Raw genomic sequence first — 18,065 nt, 5'->3', positions numbered from 1 at the left:
CCGGGTATGCGCCTATCGTAACGGGGATTTGGGTTCACGCCAAATGGCACGGGTATAAGGTTTGTCGTGGCCGGACATCCAGAGCGCCGCCTTGGTGATCCACATTTCGGCCGGCACCGGCTCCACGCGCGGCGCGATCAGCACGACGGGAATGCACAGCACCACCAGCAGCCGGCTCAGCGCCATGTGGTGCTCGGTGCTGGCGTACCAGATGAACACCGCCGCCACGGCCAGGCCGAGCAGGCAGCCGGTCACCGACTCGGACACCGAATGGGCCTGCACGTAGACGCGGGAGATGGCGATGAGCACCGCCAGCAGCACGCCCAGCAAAGTGCCCAGCACGCGCCATTGCGGCGGCGACGAGCGGAAGGCCAGGTAAAAGGCGACTGGGAACACGGCGGCGGCGCGCATCGCATGGCCGCTGAAGCCGGCGAATTCCACCGACTCCACGCCCAGCCCCCAACCGACGAAGGCCATCTTGGTGGCCACGACCAGCGCCATGCCGATGCCGAACAGCACGCACCAAGCCGCCGTCAGACGCCAGGACTTACCCGCCAGCAGCCAGACGGCGATCGCGATTCCAATTGGCCCGGTTACCGCCAGACTCCCCGTCACACTCAAACCGTGCCACCACATCATCATCTAAAAGCGCCCCATCGTTGTTTTGCACCGCGTCATTAAAACACATGCAGGCGCATTCTATCGAAAATTGCCATGCAACAATAGATCTGGAGCAAAATCGGAGGGTGCCCGACGCGTTCCGGCGGGGCGTGGCATACTGTTGTCATGCTCACCATACTCGGCAAATCCTCCTCCATCAACGTCCGCAAGGTCTTGTGGACGTGCGCGGAAATCGGTCTCGATTACCGCCTGGAAGAATACGGCAGCGGCTTCCAGCCGACCACCACGCCGGAATTCCTGCGCATGAATCCGAACGGCATGGTGCCGGTCATCATCGACGACGGCCAGAGCCTGTGGGAATCGAACACCATCTGCCGCTACCTGGCGGGCAAACATGGACGCACCGACCTGTTGCCGGCAGAGCCGATGGCGCGCGCCCAGGTGGAAAAATGGATGGACTGGCAGGCCACCGAACTGAACAACGCCTGGCGCTACGCCTTCATGGCGATGATACGGCAGAGTCCCGCGCATGGCGATGCGGCGGCGCTGGTGGCCAGCGTGGCGGAATGGAACCGCCTGATGGGCATGCTGGACGCGCAGCTGGTGGCCTCCGGGCCGTTCGTCTGCGGCGAAGTGATGACCCTGGCCGACATCGTGCTCGGACTGTCGGCCAACCGCTGGCGCGCGATGCCGATGGCGCGGCCCAGCCTGGCAGCCGTCGACGCCTGGTTTGCCCGCTTGAGCGAGCGCGACGGCTTTCGCACCCACGGCTGCAACGGCCTCCCCTGACACTTACTTTTGGAGTTAGCAATGACTGTATCGACCTGGCTGTTGTTCTTATCGGTTTCCCTGGCGGCGGCGTTCAGCCCCGGACCGGGCGTGCTGATGGCGATCTCGACCGCGACCACCATGGGCCCGCGGCGCGCGCTCTACAGTTCCGCCGGCAATGCGCTGGGCGTGTTCATCGTGGCGACCACGGCGGTGGCCGGCCTGGGCTTGTTGCTGAAGACGTCGGCGCTGGCGTTCGGCGCGCTGAAGGTGGCCGGCGCGGCCTACCTGATTTACCTGGGCATCAAGGCCTGGCGCCACGCCAGCCTGGTGACTGAAACGGCGGAGACCGCCGCCTCGACGGCCGCGGCGCCGGACGCGGCCGAAGCCAGCCGCCTGAGCACCTTCCGCGCCGGCCTGCTGGTGGCGGTGAGCAATCCGAAGGCGATTTTGTTTTTCACCGCCGTGTTCCCGCAGTTCATGCCGCCGGATCATGTGGACCCGGTGCGCTTCCTGCTGCTGACGTCGACCTTCACCAGCTGCACCTTGTTGTCGCACTTCTTCTACGTGGCCTGCGCGTCGTGGCTGAAGCGCAGCGTCAAACAAAGCGTCGCCCGCACCCGCCTGGCGAAGCGCACCACCGGCGTGATCTTCGTCGGCATGGGCGGTGCCCTGCTGACCTTGACGAACTCGAAGTAAAACGGCGAAAGGACTTAACCGAACGCCGAGGCTGGCGGGTCGATGGAGGCGTCGTTGTCGGCGCTGCGGGCCAGCGCCTGCGACAGCGCGACGGCGACCACGCCTTCGCTGCGCACCACTTGCACGGTCTGTTCGAGGAAGCGCTTGGCCAGCTGTTCGCCGGACATCGAGAACGCTTCCTGCCGCGCCGCCGTCGAGAAGATGTACAGCGTGCGCAGCGGACTGATCCACGCCAGCTTGACCTTGCGGCTGCCGCCGCCCTCCTGCTCGAACTCCAGCCACATGCCGCGCGTCAGGCTGTCGACTTCGATGGCGGCGTCTTCCTCTTCGGGATCGGGCTGCTGTTGGGCGCGCGCTTCGGCTTCCGCCCTGGCGGCCGCGTCGGCTTTGGCTTGCAGCTCCAGGCGCCGCTCGGCCGCCTGCTGCGCCACCTGCATCGAAATTTCCAGCTGGCGTTCCGCCGACATCTCCAGCGGCGCGCGCACGATGGAGGCGTGGCACTCGGCCAGCTCGGCAAAGAATTGCAGACGGTCGGCATCCTGCCACTTGATGATGTCCAGCCATTTGTTCAGCGTGGTCAACAGCACCGGCAGCTTGGCGATCAGCTGCTTGCGCTCATCGGCGTTGAGCTTGGGGCGCACGCTCCAGATCAGGTCGTCCATGGTCTTGGTGGCGTTGTTGACGGCGCCCGGCTTGTCGTCCTCGATGCTGTAGGCGATGGTCAGCACCGACACCCAGCGCTGTTCGAGGAAGGCTTCCACCACGGCGATCACTTCGCCGGTGCCGATGCGCAGCGCCACGGCGTTCTTGGCCAGCTTGCTCGATTCGGCCATGCGTTCCTGCTTCAGCGCGGCGGCGATGGGCTCGGCGATGGCGGTGGCGGCGGCGCGCTCCTCGGCCTGGATCGACGCTTCCAGCTCGTTGACCGCTTCGGTGAAGACCGACAACTCATGATCGTAATCGCGGCCCACACGGTCCACGCTGCGCTGCATCGCCTGGAACAACGGATCTTCCGGCCCCTTGCGCTGCTCCCAGCCCATGCGCGACAGCAGGTCGATCAGGCGGCGCGCCGGATGGGCTTCCTGGAAGAAGAAATTCTTGTCGACCAGCGCGGCTTTCAGCACCGGGATTTGCAGGAAGCGAATCAGGTCGCGGATTTCCTGCGAGATGTTCTGGTCGTGGAAAACGGTGTCGAAGATCGCCGACAGCAAATCGATGGTGCTTTCGTCGGTACGCGACAGGCTGCCCTGCGGCATGCTGGCTTTGATGTTCGGCAGGTAGAAGACGTTGCCGCCCGCCGCCGGTGCGGCATCGACGGCGGCCTGGCCGGCGCTCACCGGTCCGGTAGCGATGCCGGCCACCGTGCCCAGCGTGCCGATGGATTCGTATGGCACGGCTTTTTGCAGCTGCGCCAGATACGCCAGCAGCGGCTGCTTGGCGCCGATCTGCGACAGGCGCTGCGCGTCTTCGTTGCTCAGTGCGCCAGGCAGCACGCCTTGCGCGGCGCCTTGCACCCAGACGCCGCCGGCGGGAGCGAATCCGCCTGCAACGACGGCTGGCGCACCAGCAACCGCGGCCGCAAAACCCGGAGCCATCGTCATCGCACCCGGAGCGCCTTGCGCAACCGCCATGACGCCGTGCGCAGCGGCTGGCGCCGCGCCATGCGCGCCGTCGCCGGCATTCGGCACCCAGGCCGCGCCGGCGTTCAGCGCCGACATCGGCAGGTCGGGAATGCTCAGGTCTACGCCATACATCAAGCCATCGGCGATGTTGTCGACGATGGCGCCCGCAGCGGAACCCTCCACATCGCTGGAGGCAAAGAACTGCCGCAACTGCTGGGCCAGCGCCGCCTGATTGCCGCGCACGCGCGACGGCGCCGCGGCCTTGGCTTTGTCCGCCTTGCGTCCCTTATGGCCGTCCACCGAACCGGGCAACACGCCCTTGCTCTGCAAGGCCAGGTTCAAGGCGTCCAGCATCGGGCCCAGTTCGATGAACATGCCCGGCTTGATTAGCGGCTGCAACAGCGACGCGGCTTCGGCCTCGGTATCGAATTCGGTCCAGGCCTGCTGCAAGGCGACCAGGAACACGTCGGGCCGGAACGGGTTCTGGCTGACGCGCAAAATATCGCGATCCAACAGGAACGCCAGGCGCACGTTCAGCGTTTGCAACTGGTCGGAGTACAAGCTCTCGAACGGCTTGCTGACGCCGCTGAGCGCGACCTTGTTGTCCATCTCCTCGAACGGCACCAGCGACAGCGGCTGCTCGGCTTCGCGCGGCTTGCCCTTGACCGTCGGCGACAACTCGGCGAGCTCGCGCCGCAGCGCCTTCTCCAAGGTGCTCGAGGCCAGATGCAGGAAGGCGAAGTTGCGGTTGCGCAGCTGGTTGCCGGCGCGGATGCGCTGCTGCATGGTGCGCGGATCGCCGCCGGTGGCGTCGATCAGCGCCCCGGCCAAGCGGGTCGCCAGGTCCAGGTACTGGTCGCTGGCATGCTTGGTGGCGATGCCGATCAACTCTTCCAACAAGGCATGCCGCGGCGAGACCGTCTTTTTCGGCGATGCGGGTGTTGTGGAAGTTGCAACCATGATGTGGCCTGCTTTTGATAAGGGAGTCCGTTTACGACATTCTTACACATTCTTTCCACAAGGCAATACCGGAAAGGAAAGACTGTGCAATATTTCGCGTATTTTTCCGGGTATTTTCTGTTTCCCCACAACTTTTATGGCATGAAACCCAGTGTTGACGGGGCGCAAAGGACAAGATTGAAGTTTCTCTAACATAACAATTTCCCTCCGTCGCCAGCGAGTCTCCGCCATGAAATTCCTGCATAACCTGGAAACCTCCAGCAAGCTGCTGGCCGCCTTCGCCGCCCTGCTGGGCCTGACTACCCTGCTGGGCCTGAGCGCCCTGGCCCGCATGGGCCACATCGACGACGCGTCCTCGGAATTGTCCGACAAATGGCTGCCACAGACTATAGCAGTGCTGTCGTTGCGCAACGATTTGCTGGAGGAGCGCAAGCTGGAACATGTGGTGATCGGCGACAAGGACAGCATCGCCGATGCCGAGCGCAAGCTGGCCGTGGCCCACGCCGCCGTGCGCGACCATGCCGGCCAGGTGGCGCGCCTGCTGGCGGGGCCGCAGCAACCGCCGCAAGGCACGGAACTGCTGCGCCTGGCAGCCGACTACGCCACCGAGCACGAGCGCATGATCGCCCTCGCCGCCGGTGGCAAGAAGGACGAGGCCGCAGCCCTGCTCAAGGGCCGCTCGCAACAGACGCTGGACGCCGTCAACGGCCAGCTCGACAAGCTGCTGGCGGCGCAGATGGCCGGCAGCCAGCAGGCGGCGCGCGCGGCCGACGAACTGTACGACGGCGCCCGCTTGATCACGCTGAGCACGCTGGGCATGGCGGTCTTCGGCGGCGCGCTGCTGGCGCTGTGGTTGGCTCGTTCGATCTCGGCGCCGTTGCAGCGGGCGATGCAGGCGGCCCAGCGCATCTCCGATGGCGACCTCAGCACACACATCGGCGCTACCGGCAACAACGAGACCGGCAAGCTGCTGCAAGCGATGCAGCATATGAACGACAGCTTGCTGGGCATCATCGGCCAGGTGCAGCAAGGCGCCCGCGCCATCGACGGCGCCGCGCGCGAGATCGCCGAGGGCAATCTGAACCTGTCGACCCGCACCGAGCAACAGGCCGCGTCGCTGGAGGAAACCGCGTCGTCGATGGAGCAGCTGACGGCCACCGTCAAGCAAAACGCCGAGCACGCGATGCAGGCCAACCAGCTGGCGCTGTCGGCGTCCGCCGTGGCGCTGCGCGGCGGCGCCGACGTCGAGCAGGTAGTGGGGACGATGGCGTCCATCAACGACAGCTCGCGCAAGATCGCCGAGATTATCGGCGTCATCGATGGCATCGCCTTCCAGACCAATATCCTGGCCTTGAATGCCGCGGTGGAGGCTGCCCGCGCCGGCGAACAGGGGCGCGGCTTCGCGGTGGTGGCGTCGGAAGTGCGCAACCTGGCGCAGCGCAGCGCGGCGGCCGCCAAGGAGATCAAGGAACTGATCGCCGATTCGGTCGACAAGGTGGCGCGCGGCACCCAATTGGCCGACCAGGCGCGCAACACGATGGACGAGGTGGTCGGCAGCGTCAAGCGCGTGACCGGTCTGATCGGCGAGATCGCCGACGCCAGCGCCGAGCAGACCGCCGGACTGGAGCAGGTCAACCAGGCGGTGGCGGAGATGGACCAGGCCACCCAGCAGAACGCCGCGCTGGTCGAGCAGGCGGCCTCGGCAACGGCGGCGATGCAGGCCGAGACCGGCAAGCTGAACGAGGCGATCGGCGTATTTTCCGCCCAGGGCGAGGCGGCGCCGGCCCCTGCCCTGGTGGCCGTTGCCGGGCTCGCTGCGCCGGCGACGCGCATGGCACAAGCGGACGCTGTCGGCGGACGGCGGCCAGCGGCGTGCAGCAAAGCCAAAGCAGCCGCGCCCGCCGCTCGTGCGCCACAGGGCGGCCACCGCAGCAAGGAAGTGGAATGGGAGGAATTTTAAGGGGCCGGCAAGGCGTACTCCTACACGCCACCAAGAGAAATTCCGATAGCGATCACCGGATCGAGCCCGCATCATTGCGATACCAAAAACGCGCCGGAATGCAAGCGCCGGCACGGTTCTGGCAAGTACGTTCTTTCACTTTCGTAAAGGAATCGACATGAGCACGAATCAAAAAGGTGGCAGTAGCAAGCAAGGCTCGGATCAGGGCAGCAGCAAGCAATCGGGAGGCCAGGGCTCGTCCGGCGGCTCGCGCGGCAGCAGCAGCGGCAGCGGCACCCAGGGCGGCACTCATGAGCAGCACGTGGAGGCCGGCCGTCAAAGCCACAAAAACGACGCCAACAAGCAATCCGGCAATAAAGACCGCTAAGTAGGCCAGCGCGGTCCTTGCGGCGCCGTCACCGGGCGCCGCAACCTTGTCAAATGTTCGTCACCCTCTGTCCGCGCGGCGGCACGAAATCCTTCACCGCATTGACCATCCCCACTTTCAAGCCTTCGGCCGCCGTCAGGTGCAGGTCCGAGTACTCATGGATGCGCCAGTGCTCGTCGCTGAACTGCACATGGTCGCGCAGGATCTGTTCGGTGCGGGCGTCGTCGGCCTGCAAGCCTTCGACGATGATGCGCAGCGCGTCCGGACGGGCGCCGTGCGGCGCGCTGGCGTGCGACTTGTGCACCATGAAGCGCGCCGTGTCGCTGGCGTAGCGTTCGGCGCCGGCCAGGAACAGGATCACCGCGATCGATGCCACTGCGCCGGCGTTGTAGGTGATGATCTTGATCGGCAGCTTGCTCAGGTAGTTGTACAGGCAAATGCCGTCGCTGACGTAACCGCCGTTGGACTGGATCAGGATGTGGGCGGTGGTGATGCGGTCCTCGGTCATATCGGCGACCGCGTCAAAGACGCGGCGCACCATGTCGCTGTTGACATCGCCGGACAGGGTGAACCACGCGTGGCCCTCGTAAGTGGTGGAATCTTGGCTCATGGCTGGGCTCTTGAATAAGTGTGATTTATTCTAGCAAATAGTTGTCTTTCGGGCCTTATTATTGCATTTCATTCGTGCGACGGTCGCGTCCCTCTGAAATGGGACTGCAGATTGACAACAAGGTACTTCTGACATATATTCCCGAGTCTTGATCGGGAGAGGGCAAACCAGCTTTGCCGCCGAAGGGGCACTACCCAAAAACTCTCAGGCAAAAGGACCGATCAAGGGACCAGCGCGGCCGTCGGATGGAATCATTCGACGGGATGCCAACTGGACCAACTCTGGAGAGCGGCCGCGGCGCAAGCTGGCGGCCCACCGAAGGGGCGCACGGGAACCAGGAGCCAGCCTCCTCCCGTAATCTCTCAGGTACCAAGGACAGAGGGGTCTGCGATCATTGTGGAATCAGCTTTTGTTGAGCGTTTCCTTGTATGTTCTGTTAACCCCTATTCGATTTGGACCGAGGAATTATGACGCTTAAAGCCACCCCACTCAATAATGCCCACCGCGCAGCCGGCGCCAAGATGGTCGATTTCGGCGGCTGGGACATGCCGGTCAACTACGGCTCCCAGATCGAAGAACACAACGCCGTGCGCACCGACGTCGGCATGTTCGACGTCGCCCACATGTGCGTGGTCGACATCAAGGGCGACAACGTGCGCGGCTTCCTGCGCGGCCTGCTGGCCAACAACGTCGACAAGCTGCAGGTATCGGGCAAGGCGCTGTACTCCTGCATGCTGAACCCGCAGGGCTTCGTGATCGACGACCTGATCGTCTACTTCATCAACGAGAGCTGGTTCCGCCTGGTGGTCAACGCCGGCACCGCCGAAAAAGACGTGGCCTGGATGCAGCAGCACAACGCCGCCACCAACGCCGGCCTGACCATCACCCAGCGCCGCGATGGCGCCAACGCTATGGCCTTGATCGCCGTGCAGGGCCCGAACGCCCGCGCCAAGGTGTGGCAAGTCATTCCGGAATCGAAAGAAGGCACGGCCGACATGAAGCCATTCAACGTCGCCTTCGCGCAGAGCCCGACCTTTGGCGAGGCGATGATCGCCCGCACCGGCTACACCGGCGAGGACGGCTTTGAAATCGGCGTCGCCGCCGAGCAGGCCGAGAACCTGTGGAACGCGCTGGTCGCAGCGGGCGTCAAGCCGGCCGGCCTTGGCGCGCGCGACACGCTGCGCCTGGAAGCCGGCATGAACCTGTACGGCCAGGACATGGACGAAACCGTCAATCCACTGGACGCCGGCCTGGCCTGGACCATCGACCTGGTGTCCGAGCGCGATTTCATCGGCAAGGCGGCGCTGCAGGCGATGGGCCAGAACGCCCAGTTCGTCGGCCTGATCCTGCGCGAAAAAGGCGGCGTGCTGCGCGCCCACCAGAAGGTGGTCGTGGCCGGCACCGACGCCACCGGCGAGATCACCAGCGGCACCTTTAGCCCGTCGATGCAGCAGGCGATCGCGCTGGCGCGCGTGCCCAACGGCGTGGCCGTCGGCGACACCGTGCACGTCGAGATCCGCGACAAGAAACTGGCCGCGTCGGTGGTCAAGCTGCCGTTCGTGCGCAACGGTAAAATCCTGGCTGTTTAATCGCTGTTTATATTCATATCACCCCATCACCCTTCTGGAGCCTTACATGAACATTCCTGCCGACCTGAAGTACACCGAATCCCACGAATGGGTACGCGCTGAAGCTGACGGCACCGTCACCGTCGGCATCACCGAGTTCGCACAGGATGCGCTGGGCGATATCGTCTTCGTCGAACTGCCAAAAGTCGGCACGACCTACGGCGCCGGCGACGACGCCGCAGTGGTGGAATCGGTCAAAGCGGCCAGCGACATCTACGCGCCGATCGCCGGCGAAGTGGTTGCCGTCAACGACGACGTGGTCAACACGCCTGAGTCGATCAACGCCGACGCCTACGCCAACTGGCTGTTCAAGATCAAGCCGGCCGACGCCGCCGCGATCAACGGCCTGCTGGACGCCGCCGCCTACGGTAAAACCACCGAAGCGTAAGCACCCCGCACGCCGGGGTCTGACCCCACGGGGTCAGACCCCAAAAGCACGGGGTGCGCGCGCCCCGTCCGTACTCTCTTTTCGGCCCTGACAAATCATGACCCGCTCCAGCCTGACCCAACTCGAAGCCCGCGACGCCTTCATCGCCCGCCACATCGGCCCTGACGCCGCAGAACAGGAAGCCATGCTGTCGGTACTCGGCTACGCCTCGCGCGCAGCCCTGATCGACGCCCTGGTCCCATCCAACATCCGCAACAAAGGCGCACTGCCGCTGGGCGCGTACTCGCAGCCGATGCCGGAACAGGAAGCGCTGTCCAAGCTGAAAAAGATCGCCTCGAAGAACAAGGTGCTCAAGTCGCTGATCGGCCAGGGCTACTACAACACCGTCACGCCTGGCGTGGTGCTGCGTAACATCTTCGAAAACCCGGCCTGGTACACCGCCTACACCCCGTACCAGCCGGAGATTTCGCAAGGCCGCCTGGAAGCGATCCTGAACTTCCAGCAAACCATCACCGACCTGACCGGCATGGGCATCGCCAACGCGTCGATGCTGGACGAAGGCACGGCCGCCGCCGAAGCGATGACGCTGATCCAGCGCGTGGGCAAATCGAAATCGATGGTGTTCTACGTGGCCGACGACGTGCTGCCGCAAACCCGCGAAGTGGTCGAGACCCGCGCCAAGCCGCTGGGCATCGAAGTGAAGACCTTCCACCCGGCCGAACTGTCCGCCGTCGGCGAATGCTTCGGCGTGCTGCTGCAGTACCCGGGCGTGAACGGCGTGGTGCGCGACTACAAGGCCGGCGTTGAAGCCGTCAAGGCCAAGGGCGCGATGGTGGTGGTCGCCGCCGACCTGCTGGCGCTGACCATGCTGACGCCTCCGGGCGAATGGGGCGCGGACGTGGTGGTTGGTAACAGCCAGCGCTTCGGCGTACCGCTGGGCTTTGGCGGCCCGCACGCAGGCTACCTGTCGACCCGCGACGAATTCAAGCGCAGCATGTCCGGCCGCCTGGTCGGCGTCACCATCGACGCCCAGGGCAACAAGGCCTACCGCCTGGCGCTGCAAACCCGCGAGCAGCACATCCGCCGCGAAAAAGCCACCTCCAACATCTGCACCGCACAGGTGCTGCTGGCGGTGATGGCGTCGATGTACGCCGTCTACCACGGTCCGAAAGGCCTGCTGCAGATCGCCCAGCGCGTGCACCGCTACACCGGCGTGCTGGCAACCAACCTGAAATCGCTGGGCTACACCGTCACCAACGAGACCTTCTTCGACACGCTGACCGTCGCCGTCAAGAACGCCGAGCAGCTGCATGCGTCGGCTCACTCGCACGGCGTCAACCTGCGCGTGATCGACGCCACCCACGTCGGCGTATCGCTGGACGAAACCACCAGCCGCGAAGACATCGCGCTGCTGTGGACCGTGTTCGCGCACCCGGTCGGCGGCCCGGCCCACGGCCCGGACTTCGATGGCGTGGAAGCTGCCGTTGCAGAGGCCTTCCCGGCCGCGCTGTCGCGTACCAGCGAGTACCTGAGCCACCCGGTCTTCAACCGCTACCACTCCGAAACCGAAATGCTGCGCTACCTGCGCAGCCTGGCGGACAAGGACCTGGCGCTGGACCGCACCATGATCCCGCTGGGTTCGTGCACCATGAAGCTGAACGCGACGTCCGAGATGATCCCGGTCACCTGGCCCGAGTTCTCCAACATCCACCCGTTCGCGCCGGACGCGCAAACCGTCGGCTACCGCGAAATGATCTCGCAGCTGGAAGAAATGCTGTGCGCGCTGACCGGCTACGCCGCTGTCTCGCTGCAGCCTAACGCCGGTTCGCAGGGCGAGTACGCCGGTCTGCTGGTGATCCAGGCTTACCACCAGTCGCGCGGCGAAGGCCATCGCAACATCTGCCTGATCCCATCGTCGGCGCACGGCACCAACCCGGCATCGGCCAATATGGTCGGCATGCAGGTGGTGGTGACCGCCTGCGACGCCAGCGGCAACGTCGACCTGGCCGACCTGAAGGCGAAAGCCGAACAGCACTCGAAGAACCTGGCCTGCGTGATGGTGACCTACCCATCGACCCACGGCGTGTTCGAAGAAGGCATCCAGGAACTGTGCGAAATCGTCCACGGCCACGGCGGCCAGGTCTACATCGACGGCGCCAACATGAACGCGCTGGTCGGCGTGGCGGCTCCTGGCTCGTTCGGCGGCGACGTCTCGCACCTGAACCTGCACAAGACCTTCTGCATTCCTCACGGTGGTGGCGGTCCTGGCGTCGGTCCTATCGGCGTCGGCGCTCACCTGGCGAAGTTCCTGCCTAACCAGCGTTCGAACGGCTACATCCGCGACAACGCCGGCATCGGTTCGGTCAGCGCCGCGCCGTACGGTTCGGCCAGCATCCTGCCGATTTCGTGGATGTACATCGCGATGATGGGCGCGGAAGGCCTGACCGCCGCGACCGAAACCGCGATCCTGAACGCCAACTACATCGCGCGCCGCCTGTCGCCGCACTTCCCTGTGCTGTACTCGGGCCACGACGGCCTGGTGGCGCACGAGTGCATCATCGACCTGCGTCCGCTGCAGGATGCCACCGGCATCAGCAACGAAGACGTGGCCAAGCGCTTGATGGACTTCGGCTTCCACGCGCCGACCATGAGCTTCCCGGTACCGGGCACGCTGATGATCGAGCCGACCGAAAGCGAATCGAAGGTCGAGATGGACCGCTTCATCGATGCGATGATCGCCATCCGCGGCGAGATCGCCAAGGTGGAAAGCGGCGAGTTCGACAAGCTGGACAACCCGCTCAAGTTCGCGCCGCACACCGCCGAGGTGCTGACCGCCGACAAGTGGGAGCGCAAGTACAGCCGCGAAGTGGCGGCCTATCCAGTGCCGTCGCTGCGCAAGCAGAAGTACTGGCCGCCGGTCGGCCGCGCCGACAACGTCTACGGCGACCGTAACCTGTTCTGCGGCTGCGCGCCGATGAGCGACTACGAGTAAGCGTATAAGTAACTGAGGGACGCGCGGTTCGCCGCGCTATCTGAAGAACGCAGGCGAACCACCCGGTTCGGCCTGCGTTTTTTTATGCCGGATAAATTTTAATCCTATGTGGTTGACTTCATTTCACATGTCAGATATTCTTTACACATGAAATCGAAAAAGCCAACTCCCAGTGGAGATCAATTGTTGAGCATGCTTGCGGCGCTGTCCAACCCGCACCGCCTGCGCATCATCGCGATGCTGAAGTCCGGCGGACGCAATTATGTGAGCCAGTTGGCGCGCGAGCTGGGCATCAGTCGCCCTTTGCTGCATCTGCACTTGCAGAAGCTGGAGGATGCCGGCCTGGTCGCCAGCGTGATGGAACTGTCGGCGGACGGCAAGGCGCTGAACTATTTTGACGTAACCAACTTCGACTTCGAACTGACTCCGGCGGCGATCGCCGAAGCGGCCAAGTCGCTGTCCACCAACCCTGAATAATCGAGACAATTATGGACGAACACGTATATCTTTTGACGATCGGTCTGCCGTTGCTGGCGATCGTGGTGGTTGCGGCGATGCGCCACTTTTCGGCCATCCAGCAGGCCAAACTGCGGTTTTCCCACGAAGAGGCTTATCGCGTGATCGCCGAGAAGGCCGTGGCGGCGCACACCGAAGCTGCCGCCTCGCTGGCATCCATGGATGCCACCTTGTCGGAGTTGAAATCGCGCGTTACGGCAATCGAAAGGATTTTGAAGGAAGTCGAGTAATCCCTTGCCACTACCAGGAGCCGCAAAATGAACGAAGTTTCATTAGTACGTCTGTATATGCTGCGAGCTGTATATCTGATTATCGCCGTGGGTCTGGGTCTGGTGATCTGGCCTGGCGTGCTTCACCATGACAAGCCGTGGAGCCTGATGGGAGGCGTGGTCAATTGCATGATGGCGGCGTTCGGTGCCTTGTGTGCGTTGGGCGTGCGCTATCCGCTGCAGATGCTGCCGGTGCTGCTGTGGGAACTGTTGTGGAAGACCATCTGGACGCTGGTAGTCGTCGTGCCGGCGTGGCGCTCCGGTACGATGGACGCGGACACGATGGAAGTCTTCATGCAATGCCTGGTCGTGATCATCATCCCGATCGCCATGCCGTGGGGTTACGTCTTCAAGAAATACCTGCGCCAATCCGGCGACCGCTGGTCCAGCGCCAATCCGGCCAGCCGTCAGGGAGCCTAAGTTTATTTGTGAGCCATGAACGCGTCTGATTCGGTCGCCTCATGGCTTACCAGCCAATCGCCGAACCCAAGGCGGTAGCCGCTGGCGGTGAGCTCGTAATGCAGGACATGAGGTGGAAAGAATAGCTCACCGGGCAAGCGAGCATGCAACTCCGAAAGCCTGGCAGGATAGCGCCCATGTGCGGCACGGTACTGGGTCAGCAACACACGCACCTCTTCGCCATGGACAACACATTCGTTAAAAGCGCGAGCCCCCTCTGCCGCACCTCCCATCCACACAGCGACGGCTGCGGCGATGATCGCAGGCGACGCAAGCATCCCCGCCAATCGACTCCGCCGCCATAGCAGGAACGGCAGGATCACCGCGGCAGGCACCGCAGCCAGCAAGTGGTGGACTGGTAGCAGATCTGTATTGTGCTCGCCGAGCCAAAAGCAGACCAGCAGGCTTACCGCAACAACGAAGGCCGCTGCGAGCTTTCGCCTGCCGCTCAATTACGCACCGACGCCAGTCGCAGGCGCACGACGCGGGGGGAGCCGTCGGGAAGTTTGGGGGGCGGCTCCATGCCTTCATCCAGTTTGAACATCGCCACCGCCTCCGATAGATTGACCGCCTGCCGCTGCAAGCTCGATGCCGCGCTGGCGGCTTGTTCCACCAGCGCCAGCTTCTGCTGCGTCACCTGGTCCATCTCGACGATGGCCTGGTGCATGCCCTGCAAGCCCTGCGCCTGCACCGCGCTGGCGGCGCTGACCTGGTCGATGATATCACCCACCTGCTGCACCGACGCCACGATCTCCGCCATGCTGCTGCCGGCTTCCTCCACCGAGCGGCTGCCGCCTTCGATCTCCGCCACCGACTCGGCGATCAAGGCCTTGATCTCCTGCGCCGCCGTGGCCGAACGCTGCGCCAGCGTGCGCACCTCGCCCGCCACCTGCGCGAAACCCTCGCCATGCTCGCCCGCGCGCGCCGCCTCCACCGCGGCGTTCAAGGCCAGCAGATTGGTCTGGAAGGCGATGCCGTCGATGACGCCGACGATCTCCACCACCTTGCGCGAACTGCCGCGTATCGCCGCCATCGTCACCACCAGCCGCTGCACCACGCTGCCGCCGCGCACCGCGAAGTTGGTGGCGCAGCGCGCCAGCTGGTTGGCCAGCTGCGCGTTGTTGGCGGTCTGGGTGACGGTGGCGCTGAGCTCCTGCATCGAGCTGCTGGCCTCCTCCAGCGTGCTGGCCTGCGCCTCGGTGCGCTGGGTCAGGTCGACGTTGCCCTGCGCGATCTCGCGCGAGGCGGTGTCGATCGACTGCGCCGACGCCAGGATGGTCTTCAGCGTGGTGTTCAGGTTGCGGATGCTGGTGTCCAGCGCGCGCGAGGTCTCGGCGATTTCGTCCTTGCCGTAGACCCGGTTCTTCACCGTCAGGTTACCCTCGGCCAGGTCGATGGCGGCCGCGCCGATTTCGCTCACCTCCTTCAGCATCGCCCGCCGCACCGCCATCGTCACCAGCAGCGACAGCGTGATCGACAGCACCACCACCGCCGGCATCACGGTCGACAGCGTTTTGAACTCGGCCTCGGCGTCGTTGTAGGCGCGCGCGCTGAGCGCCTGCTCCAGCCGCGACAACTCCTCCAGCCGCCGCGCCACCACGTCGAACGCCCGCTCGGCCTTGGACATCGCGTTGGTCGCCATCGATTGATCGGCCATGCTCAACTCGATGACGTCGCCGATCGCCTTCACGTACAAGGTATGCGCCGCCTGCGATTGGGCGACGAAGCGGCGCTCGGCCGGATCGCCCTGGGTCGTCATCTCCAGCTGCGCGAACTGGCGGTCCAGCGTGGCGTGGCGGGCGTGGATGTCGCGCACCAGCGCGTCGATGCGCGCCGGCGAGAAGCTGGCGTTGATCCAGGTGAGCAGCTGGTAGATCTCGGTGTGCGCGCGGTTGGCGCCCGCCACCAGGTCGGCCGCCGCCTTGAGCCGCACGGCGCGCTGCTGCACCATGTCGTCCAGGCGGTGGTTTTGCCGCACCAATCCGACGAAGGCGCCCGCCGACAGCGCGATCAGCAGGATCAGCACCACTCCAGGCGCCAGCAGCAGCTTGGGTCCTATTCGCAGTTTGCTGAGCATGTCCACGGTTTAGTGCTTGTAGATGCCGGCTTCCAGCGATACGTCCCCGACCCGCAACACGTAGGTGCTCTTGGCTTCCACCTTGCCCGTTTGCGGATTGCGGAACTTGTAGTCGACCCAGCCGGAGCCCTTGCCCTTGGCCAGCGCCAGCATCTCCTGGCGGAACGGCTTGCCGTCGGCGTCCGGCACATCCAGCAGGTTCTTGCCGATCAGCGCGGTGGTCGGGTGGGCCACCGTGATGCCGTCCAGGTCGCGCATGGCCAGGTACAAGGCGCCCTGGTTGAATTCCGGGTCCTTGCGGTTGATGCGGGCGATCATCTCGGCCTTGCCGTGCGCGCGCAAGAACTGCGCCCCCTTCTCGGCCAGCGCGACCGCATCTTTCTCATTGGAGGCGGCGTGCACGCACACAGAGCACATCAACAGGGCGATACAGAATAAAGCGCGCATGATTCACTCCGGCAGGTAAGATGTTGTAATCTACGCCGCATGCAGCGGCGCAATCTTGCGCTTAGTCAAGGCCAACCACAGGAAGTTCATGAAAGCATCGATCAAGGCCGCACTCATCTCGGCGCTGGTATTTCCCGGCCTGGGCCACCTGGCCCTGCGCCGCGGTACACGCGGCCTGCTGTTCATCGTGCCGACGCTGCTGGCGGCCGGCTACCTGCTGCGCTCCACGCTGGTTCTGGCCGATACGCTGGTCACCGAAATCAACAGCGGCAAGCTGCCACTCGATCCGCTGCTGATCATCGAGCGCGTGCACAGCTCCGGCATCGACAATCCGGCCACCAACCTGGCGGCGCTGGTCTGCATCGTCTGCTGGATCGGTTCGGTGGCCGATGCGCTGTGGCTGGGACGCCACCGCTAGCGCTACGCGTGGGCGTACAATCGGCTGGCGCCCTCCCGGCGCAGCCACTTACCAGAAAGGATGCGCCATGCCACCTGTCTCGTTCGCCCGCCACACCCTGCCCGCCATCGCCGCCCTGCTGCTTGCCGTCAGCGCCGGCGCGGTCCACGCTCAAGCCTCCGCCATCCGCCGCACCGTGGTCCAGAAAGCCGACGTTTCCGTGCCGGGCCGCGAGGCGGTCGTCGCCAGGGTCGAACTGGACGCCGGCGCCACCGCCGGCCGCCACTCGCATCCCGGCGACGAAATCAGCTACGTGATGGAAGGCGAAGGCGAATTGCGCATCGACGGCGAAGACCCGCGCCGGGTCAAGGCCGGCGAAGCCTTCGTGATCCCGGCCGGCACCATCCACGACGCCATCAACGTCGGCAAGGGCCAGCTCAAGCTGGTCGGCGTGTACGTGGTCGAGAAAGGCAAGCCGCTGGCCACGCCGGCCAAGTAGTGTCATCACGATTTCATCTGCGGGCGTTAGAGTGGCCATCTACGCCCTCGTTGAAAACTGAGCACCGATGACTTTTGCGCCACTCCCGGCCCGCGCAGCCGCTTGCCTGCTGGCCGGCCTGCTGGCCTGCCCCGCCGCCCACGCCGGCCGTCCGATGACGGTCGACGACGCCGCCATTGCCGCTCCCGGATTATGCCAGCTGGAGACCTACGCGCTGCGCGCCGACCACCTGTCCGAATACTGGGCCACCCCTGCCTGCAACGTCGGCGGCGATTGGGAGCTGGCGATCGGCGGCGCCTGGGCCGACGACACGTCCGGCCCGCGCAGCCAGACCACGCATCACTTCCGGCTGCAGGCCAAGACCGTGTTCAAACCGCTGGAGACCAACGGCTGGGGCCTGGGCTTGGTGCTGGCCGACCAGTTCCGCGCCGGCAGCAGTGGCGACGGCGACTTGTCGCTCAACGTCCCGCTCAGCCTGTCGTTGCGCGACGACGCCGTGCTGCTGCATTTGAACGCCGGCGTGATGCATGGAGAGAGCAGCCGCCGTCACCACGCCACCTGGGGCGGCGGCGCCCAGTTCAGGCTGGACCAGCGCCACGCCTTGACGGCCGAAGTGTTCGGCCGCCAGCACAGCGGCTCGCGCTACCAGTTCGGCCTCGCCCGCGCGCTGATCCCGGACCGCCTGCAGATCGACGCCACCTGGGGCCGGCGGCTGGCGCGCGGCGGCGGCGAACCGGTGGTCACAGTGGGACTGGTGTTCCAGTCCCACTAAGGCCCGGCTTCAGG

Annotated in this window: 19 protein-coding genes and 2 riboswitches; of the genes, 13 read left to right on the top strand and 6 right to left on the bottom strand. The window is 64.9% G+C overall.

Features of this window, described 5'->3' with window-relative positions; genetic code table 11:
* Window positions 1–12: 12 nt before the first annotated feature.
* The gene (locus RUGAMON1_RS24020; RefSeq protein ID WP_445232887.1) at window positions 13–642 is read right to left on the bottom strand and encodes a phosphatase PAP2 family protein; all 630 of its coding nucleotides are present in this window, start codon (window positions 640–642) and stop codon (window positions 13–15) included.
* Between the two features lie 144 nt (window positions 643–786).
* Here RUGAMON1_RS24020 and RUGAMON1_RS24015 point away from each other — a divergent pair, with 144 nt between their 5' ends.
* Together RUGAMON1_RS24015 and RUGAMON1_RS24010 are read left to right on the top strand one after the other, a co-directional pair.
* Window positions 787–1,410 carry a glutathione S-transferase family protein gene (locus tag RUGAMON1_RS24015; RefSeq protein ID WP_445232886.1) on the top strand — a complete coding sequence of 208 codons (624 nt, stop codon included), beginning with the start codon at window positions 787–789 and terminating at the stop codon, window positions 1,408–1,410.
* Between the two features lie 21 nt (window positions 1,411–1,431).
* Window positions 1,432–2,088, top strand: a complete 657-nt coding sequence (locus RUGAMON1_RS24010) for a LysE family translocator (protein WP_445232885.1) — start codon at window positions 1,432–1,434, stop codon at window positions 2,086–2,088.
* A 14-nt stretch (window positions 2,089–2,102) separates the two neighbouring features.
* Here RUGAMON1_RS24010 and RUGAMON1_RS24005 read toward each other — a convergent pair whose 3' ends face one another.
* Window positions 2,103–4,670 (bottom strand): DUF1631 family protein, encoded by a 2,568-nt coding sequence (locus tag RUGAMON1_RS24005; RefSeq protein ID WP_445232884.1) that lies wholly within the window; start codon window positions 4,668–4,670, stop codon window positions 2,103–2,105.
* A gap of 229 nt (window positions 4,671–4,899) precedes the next feature.
* Here RUGAMON1_RS24005 and RUGAMON1_RS24000 point away from each other — a divergent pair, with 229 nt between their 5' ends.
* Both RUGAMON1_RS24000 and RUGAMON1_RS23995 read left to right on the top strand, forming a co-directional pair.
* Window positions 4,900–6,630, top strand: coding sequence for a methyl-accepting chemotaxis protein (locus RUGAMON1_RS24000; RefSeq protein ID WP_445232883.1), 1,731 nt, complete (start codon window positions 4,900–4,902; stop codon window positions 6,628–6,630).
* Between the two features lie 157 nt (window positions 6,631–6,787).
* Window positions 6,788–6,997 carry a hypothetical protein gene (locus RUGAMON1_RS23995; protein ID WP_445232882.1) on the top strand — a complete coding sequence of 70 codons (210 nt, stop codon included), beginning with the start codon at window positions 6,788–6,790 and terminating at the stop codon, window positions 6,995–6,997.
* A 49-nt stretch (window positions 6,998–7,046) separates the two neighbouring features.
* Here RUGAMON1_RS23995 and RUGAMON1_RS23990 read toward each other — a convergent pair whose 3' ends face one another.
* The gene (locus tag RUGAMON1_RS23990; RefSeq protein WP_332851591.1) at window positions 7,047–7,607 is read right to left on the bottom strand and encodes an ATP-dependent Clp protease proteolytic subunit; all 561 of its coding nucleotides are present in this window, start codon (window positions 7,605–7,607) and stop codon (window positions 7,047–7,049) included.
* A gap of 143 nt (window positions 7,608–7,750) precedes the next feature.
* A riboswitch (glycine riboswitch) is annotated at window positions 7,751–7,837 on the top strand.
* 41 nt (window positions 7,838–7,878) lie between these two features.
* Window positions 7,879–7,996: riboswitch (glycine riboswitch) on the top strand.
* Between the two features lie 78 nt (window positions 7,997–8,074).
* Here RUGAMON1_RS23990 and gcvT point away from each other — a divergent pair.
* The 6 genes from gcvT (at window position 8,075) to RUGAMON1_RS23960 (ending at window position 13,820) form a co-directional block, all read left to right on the top strand.
* Window positions 8,075–9,196 (top strand): glycine cleavage system aminomethyltransferase GcvT, encoded by a 1,122-nt coding sequence (gcvT, locus tag RUGAMON1_RS23985; RefSeq protein ID WP_445232881.1) that lies wholly within the window; start codon window positions 8,075–8,077, stop codon window positions 9,194–9,196.
* A 46-nt stretch (window positions 9,197–9,242) separates the two neighbouring features.
* Window positions 9,243–9,623 (top strand): glycine cleavage system protein GcvH, encoded by a 381-nt coding sequence (gene gcvH / locus RUGAMON1_RS23980; protein WP_116988617.1) that lies wholly within the window; start codon window positions 9,243–9,245, stop codon window positions 9,621–9,623.
* 97 nt (window positions 9,624–9,720) lie between these two features.
* Window positions 9,721–12,615, top strand: coding sequence for an aminomethyl-transferring glycine dehydrogenase (gene gcvP / locus RUGAMON1_RS23975; RefSeq protein WP_445232880.1), 2,895 nt, complete (start codon window positions 9,721–9,723; stop codon window positions 12,613–12,615).
* Window positions 12,616–12,807: 192 nt separating this feature from the next.
* The gene (locus RUGAMON1_RS23970; protein WP_229211406.1) at window positions 12,808–13,092 is read left to right on the top strand and encodes an ArsR/SmtB family transcription factor; all 285 of its coding nucleotides are present in this window, start codon (window positions 12,808–12,810) and stop codon (window positions 13,090–13,092) included.
* 11 nt (window positions 13,093–13,103) lie between these two features.
* Window positions 13,104–13,361 carry a hypothetical protein gene (locus tag RUGAMON1_RS23965; RefSeq protein ID WP_445232879.1) on the top strand — a complete coding sequence of 86 codons (258 nt, stop codon included), beginning with the start codon at window positions 13,104–13,106 and terminating at the stop codon, window positions 13,359–13,361.
* Window positions 13,362–13,388: 27 nt separating this feature from the next.
* Window positions 13,389–13,820 (top strand): hypothetical protein, encoded by a 432-nt coding sequence (locus RUGAMON1_RS23960; RefSeq protein WP_445232878.1) that lies wholly within the window; start codon window positions 13,389–13,391, stop codon window positions 13,818–13,820.
* 2 nt (window positions 13,821–13,822) lie between these two features.
* Here the strand turns inward: RUGAMON1_RS23960 and RUGAMON1_RS23955 are convergent, their stop codons facing one another.
* Genes RUGAMON1_RS23955 through RUGAMON1_RS23945 form a run of 3 tightly spaced genes read right to left on the bottom strand, consistent with a single transcriptional unit; the run spans window position 13,823 to window position 16,383 of the window.
* The gene (locus RUGAMON1_RS23955) at window positions 13,823–14,311 is read right to left on the bottom strand and encodes a hypothetical protein (protein WP_445232877.1); all 489 of its coding nucleotides are present in this window, start codon (window positions 14,309–14,311) and stop codon (window positions 13,823–13,825) included.
* Window positions 14,308–15,936, bottom strand: coding sequence for a methyl-accepting chemotaxis protein (locus tag RUGAMON1_RS23950; RefSeq protein WP_445232876.1), 1,629 nt, complete (start codon window positions 15,934–15,936; stop codon window positions 14,308–14,310). Before RUGAMON1_RS23950 ends, RUGAMON1_RS23955 begins: the two co-directional genes overlap by 4 nt.
* 9 nt (window positions 15,937–15,945) lie before the next feature.
* Complete coding sequence (locus RUGAMON1_RS23945) at window positions 15,946–16,383, bottom strand: cache domain-containing protein (protein ID WP_445232875.1); 438 nt, start codon at window positions 16,381–16,383, stop codon at window positions 15,946–15,948.
* 88 nt (window positions 16,384–16,471) lie between these two features.
* Between RUGAMON1_RS23945 and RUGAMON1_RS23940 the strand changes: the two genes are divergently transcribed.
* The 3 genes from RUGAMON1_RS23940 (at window position 16,472) to RUGAMON1_RS23930 (ending at window position 18,051) form a co-directional block, all read left to right on the top strand.
* The gene (locus tag RUGAMON1_RS23940; protein WP_445232874.1) at window positions 16,472–16,801 is read left to right on the top strand and encodes a DUF6677 family protein; all 330 of its coding nucleotides are present in this window, start codon (window positions 16,472–16,474) and stop codon (window positions 16,799–16,801) included.
* Between the two features lie 67 nt (window positions 16,802–16,868).
* Window positions 16,869–17,279: a cupin domain-containing protein gene (locus tag RUGAMON1_RS23935; RefSeq protein ID WP_445232873.1), complete on the top strand. Its 411-nt coding sequence runs from the start codon at window positions 16,869–16,871 to the stop codon at window positions 17,277–17,279.
* A gap of 67 nt (window positions 17,280–17,346) precedes the next feature.
* On the top strand, window positions 17,347–18,051 hold the full coding sequence (locus RUGAMON1_RS23930) for a PA4824 family protein (RefSeq protein WP_445232872.1): 705 nt from the start codon (window positions 17,347–17,349) through the stop codon (window positions 18,049–18,051).
* Window positions 18,052–18,065 lie beyond the last annotated feature (14 nt).

Origin of the sequence: Duganella rhizosphaerae (assembly GCF_040364205.1) — a bacterium.
GTDB lineage: Bacteria > Pseudomonadota > Gammaproteobacteria > Burkholderiales > Burkholderiaceae_D > Rugamonas > Rugamonas rhizosphaerae.
The sequence above is the reverse complement of the archived record's forward strand: the minus strand, read 5'-3'. Positions and strand labels throughout refer to the sequence as shown.

Bases quoted from the DNA above. Each gene is read 5' to 3' on its own strand.
- RUGAMON1_RS24020 (WP_445232887.1), bottom strand. From the start codon at position 642: ATGATGATGTGGTGGCACGGTTTGAGTGTGACGGGGAGTCTGGCGGTA.
- RUGAMON1_RS24015 (WP_445232886.1), top strand. From the start codon at position 787: ATGCTCACCATACTCGGCAAATCCTCCTCCATCAACGTCCGCAAGGTC.
- RUGAMON1_RS24010 (WP_445232885.1), top strand. From the start codon at position 1,432: ATGACTGTATCGACCTGGCTGTTGTTCTTATCGGTTTCCCTGGCGGCG.
- RUGAMON1_RS24005 (WP_445232884.1), bottom strand. From the start codon at position 4,670: ATGGTTGCAACTTCCACAACACCCGCATCGCCGAAAAAGACGGTCTCG.
- RUGAMON1_RS24000 (WP_445232883.1), top strand. From the start codon at position 4,900: ATGAAATTCCTGCATAACCTGGAAACCTCCAGCAAGCTGCTGGCCGCC.
- RUGAMON1_RS23995 (WP_445232882.1), top strand. From the start codon at position 6,788: ATGAGCACGAATCAAAAAGGTGGCAGTAGCAAGCAAGGCTCGGATCAG.
- RUGAMON1_RS23990 (WP_332851591.1), bottom strand. From the start codon at position 7,607: ATGAGCCAAGATTCCACCACTTACGAGGGCCACGCGTGGTTCACCCTG.
- gcvT (WP_445232881.1), top strand. From the start codon at position 8,075: ATGACGCTTAAAGCCACCCCACTCAATAATGCCCACCGCGCAGCCGGC.
- gcvH (WP_116988617.1), top strand. From the start codon at position 9,243: ATGAACATTCCTGCCGACCTGAAGTACACCGAATCCCACGAATGGGTA.
- gcvP (WP_445232880.1), top strand. From the start codon at position 9,721: ATGACCCGCTCCAGCCTGACCCAACTCGAAGCCCGCGACGCCTTCATC.
- RUGAMON1_RS23970 (WP_229211406.1), top strand. From the start codon at position 12,808: ATGCTTGCGGCGCTGTCCAACCCGCACCGCCTGCGCATCATCGCGATG.
- RUGAMON1_RS23965 (WP_445232879.1), top strand. From the start codon at position 13,104: ATGGACGAACACGTATATCTTTTGACGATCGGTCTGCCGTTGCTGGCG.
- RUGAMON1_RS23960 (WP_445232878.1), top strand. From the start codon at position 13,389: ATGAACGAAGTTTCATTAGTACGTCTGTATATGCTGCGAGCTGTATAT.
- RUGAMON1_RS23950 (WP_445232876.1), bottom strand. From the start codon at position 15,936: ATGCTCAGCAAACTGCGAATAGGACCCAAGCTGCTGCTGGCGCCTGGA.
- RUGAMON1_RS23945 (WP_445232875.1), bottom strand. From the start codon at position 16,383: ATGCGCGCTTTATTCTGTATCGCCCTGTTGATGTGCTCTGTGTGCGTG.
- RUGAMON1_RS23940 (WP_445232874.1), top strand. From the start codon at position 16,472: ATGAAAGCATCGATCAAGGCCGCACTCATCTCGGCGCTGGTATTTCCC.
- RUGAMON1_RS23935 (WP_445232873.1), top strand. From the start codon at position 16,869: ATGCCACCTGTCTCGTTCGCCCGCCACACCCTGCCCGCCATCGCCGCC.
- RUGAMON1_RS23930 (WP_445232872.1), top strand. From the start codon at position 17,347: ATGACTTTTGCGCCACTCCCGGCCCGCGCAGCCGCTTGCCTGCTGGCC.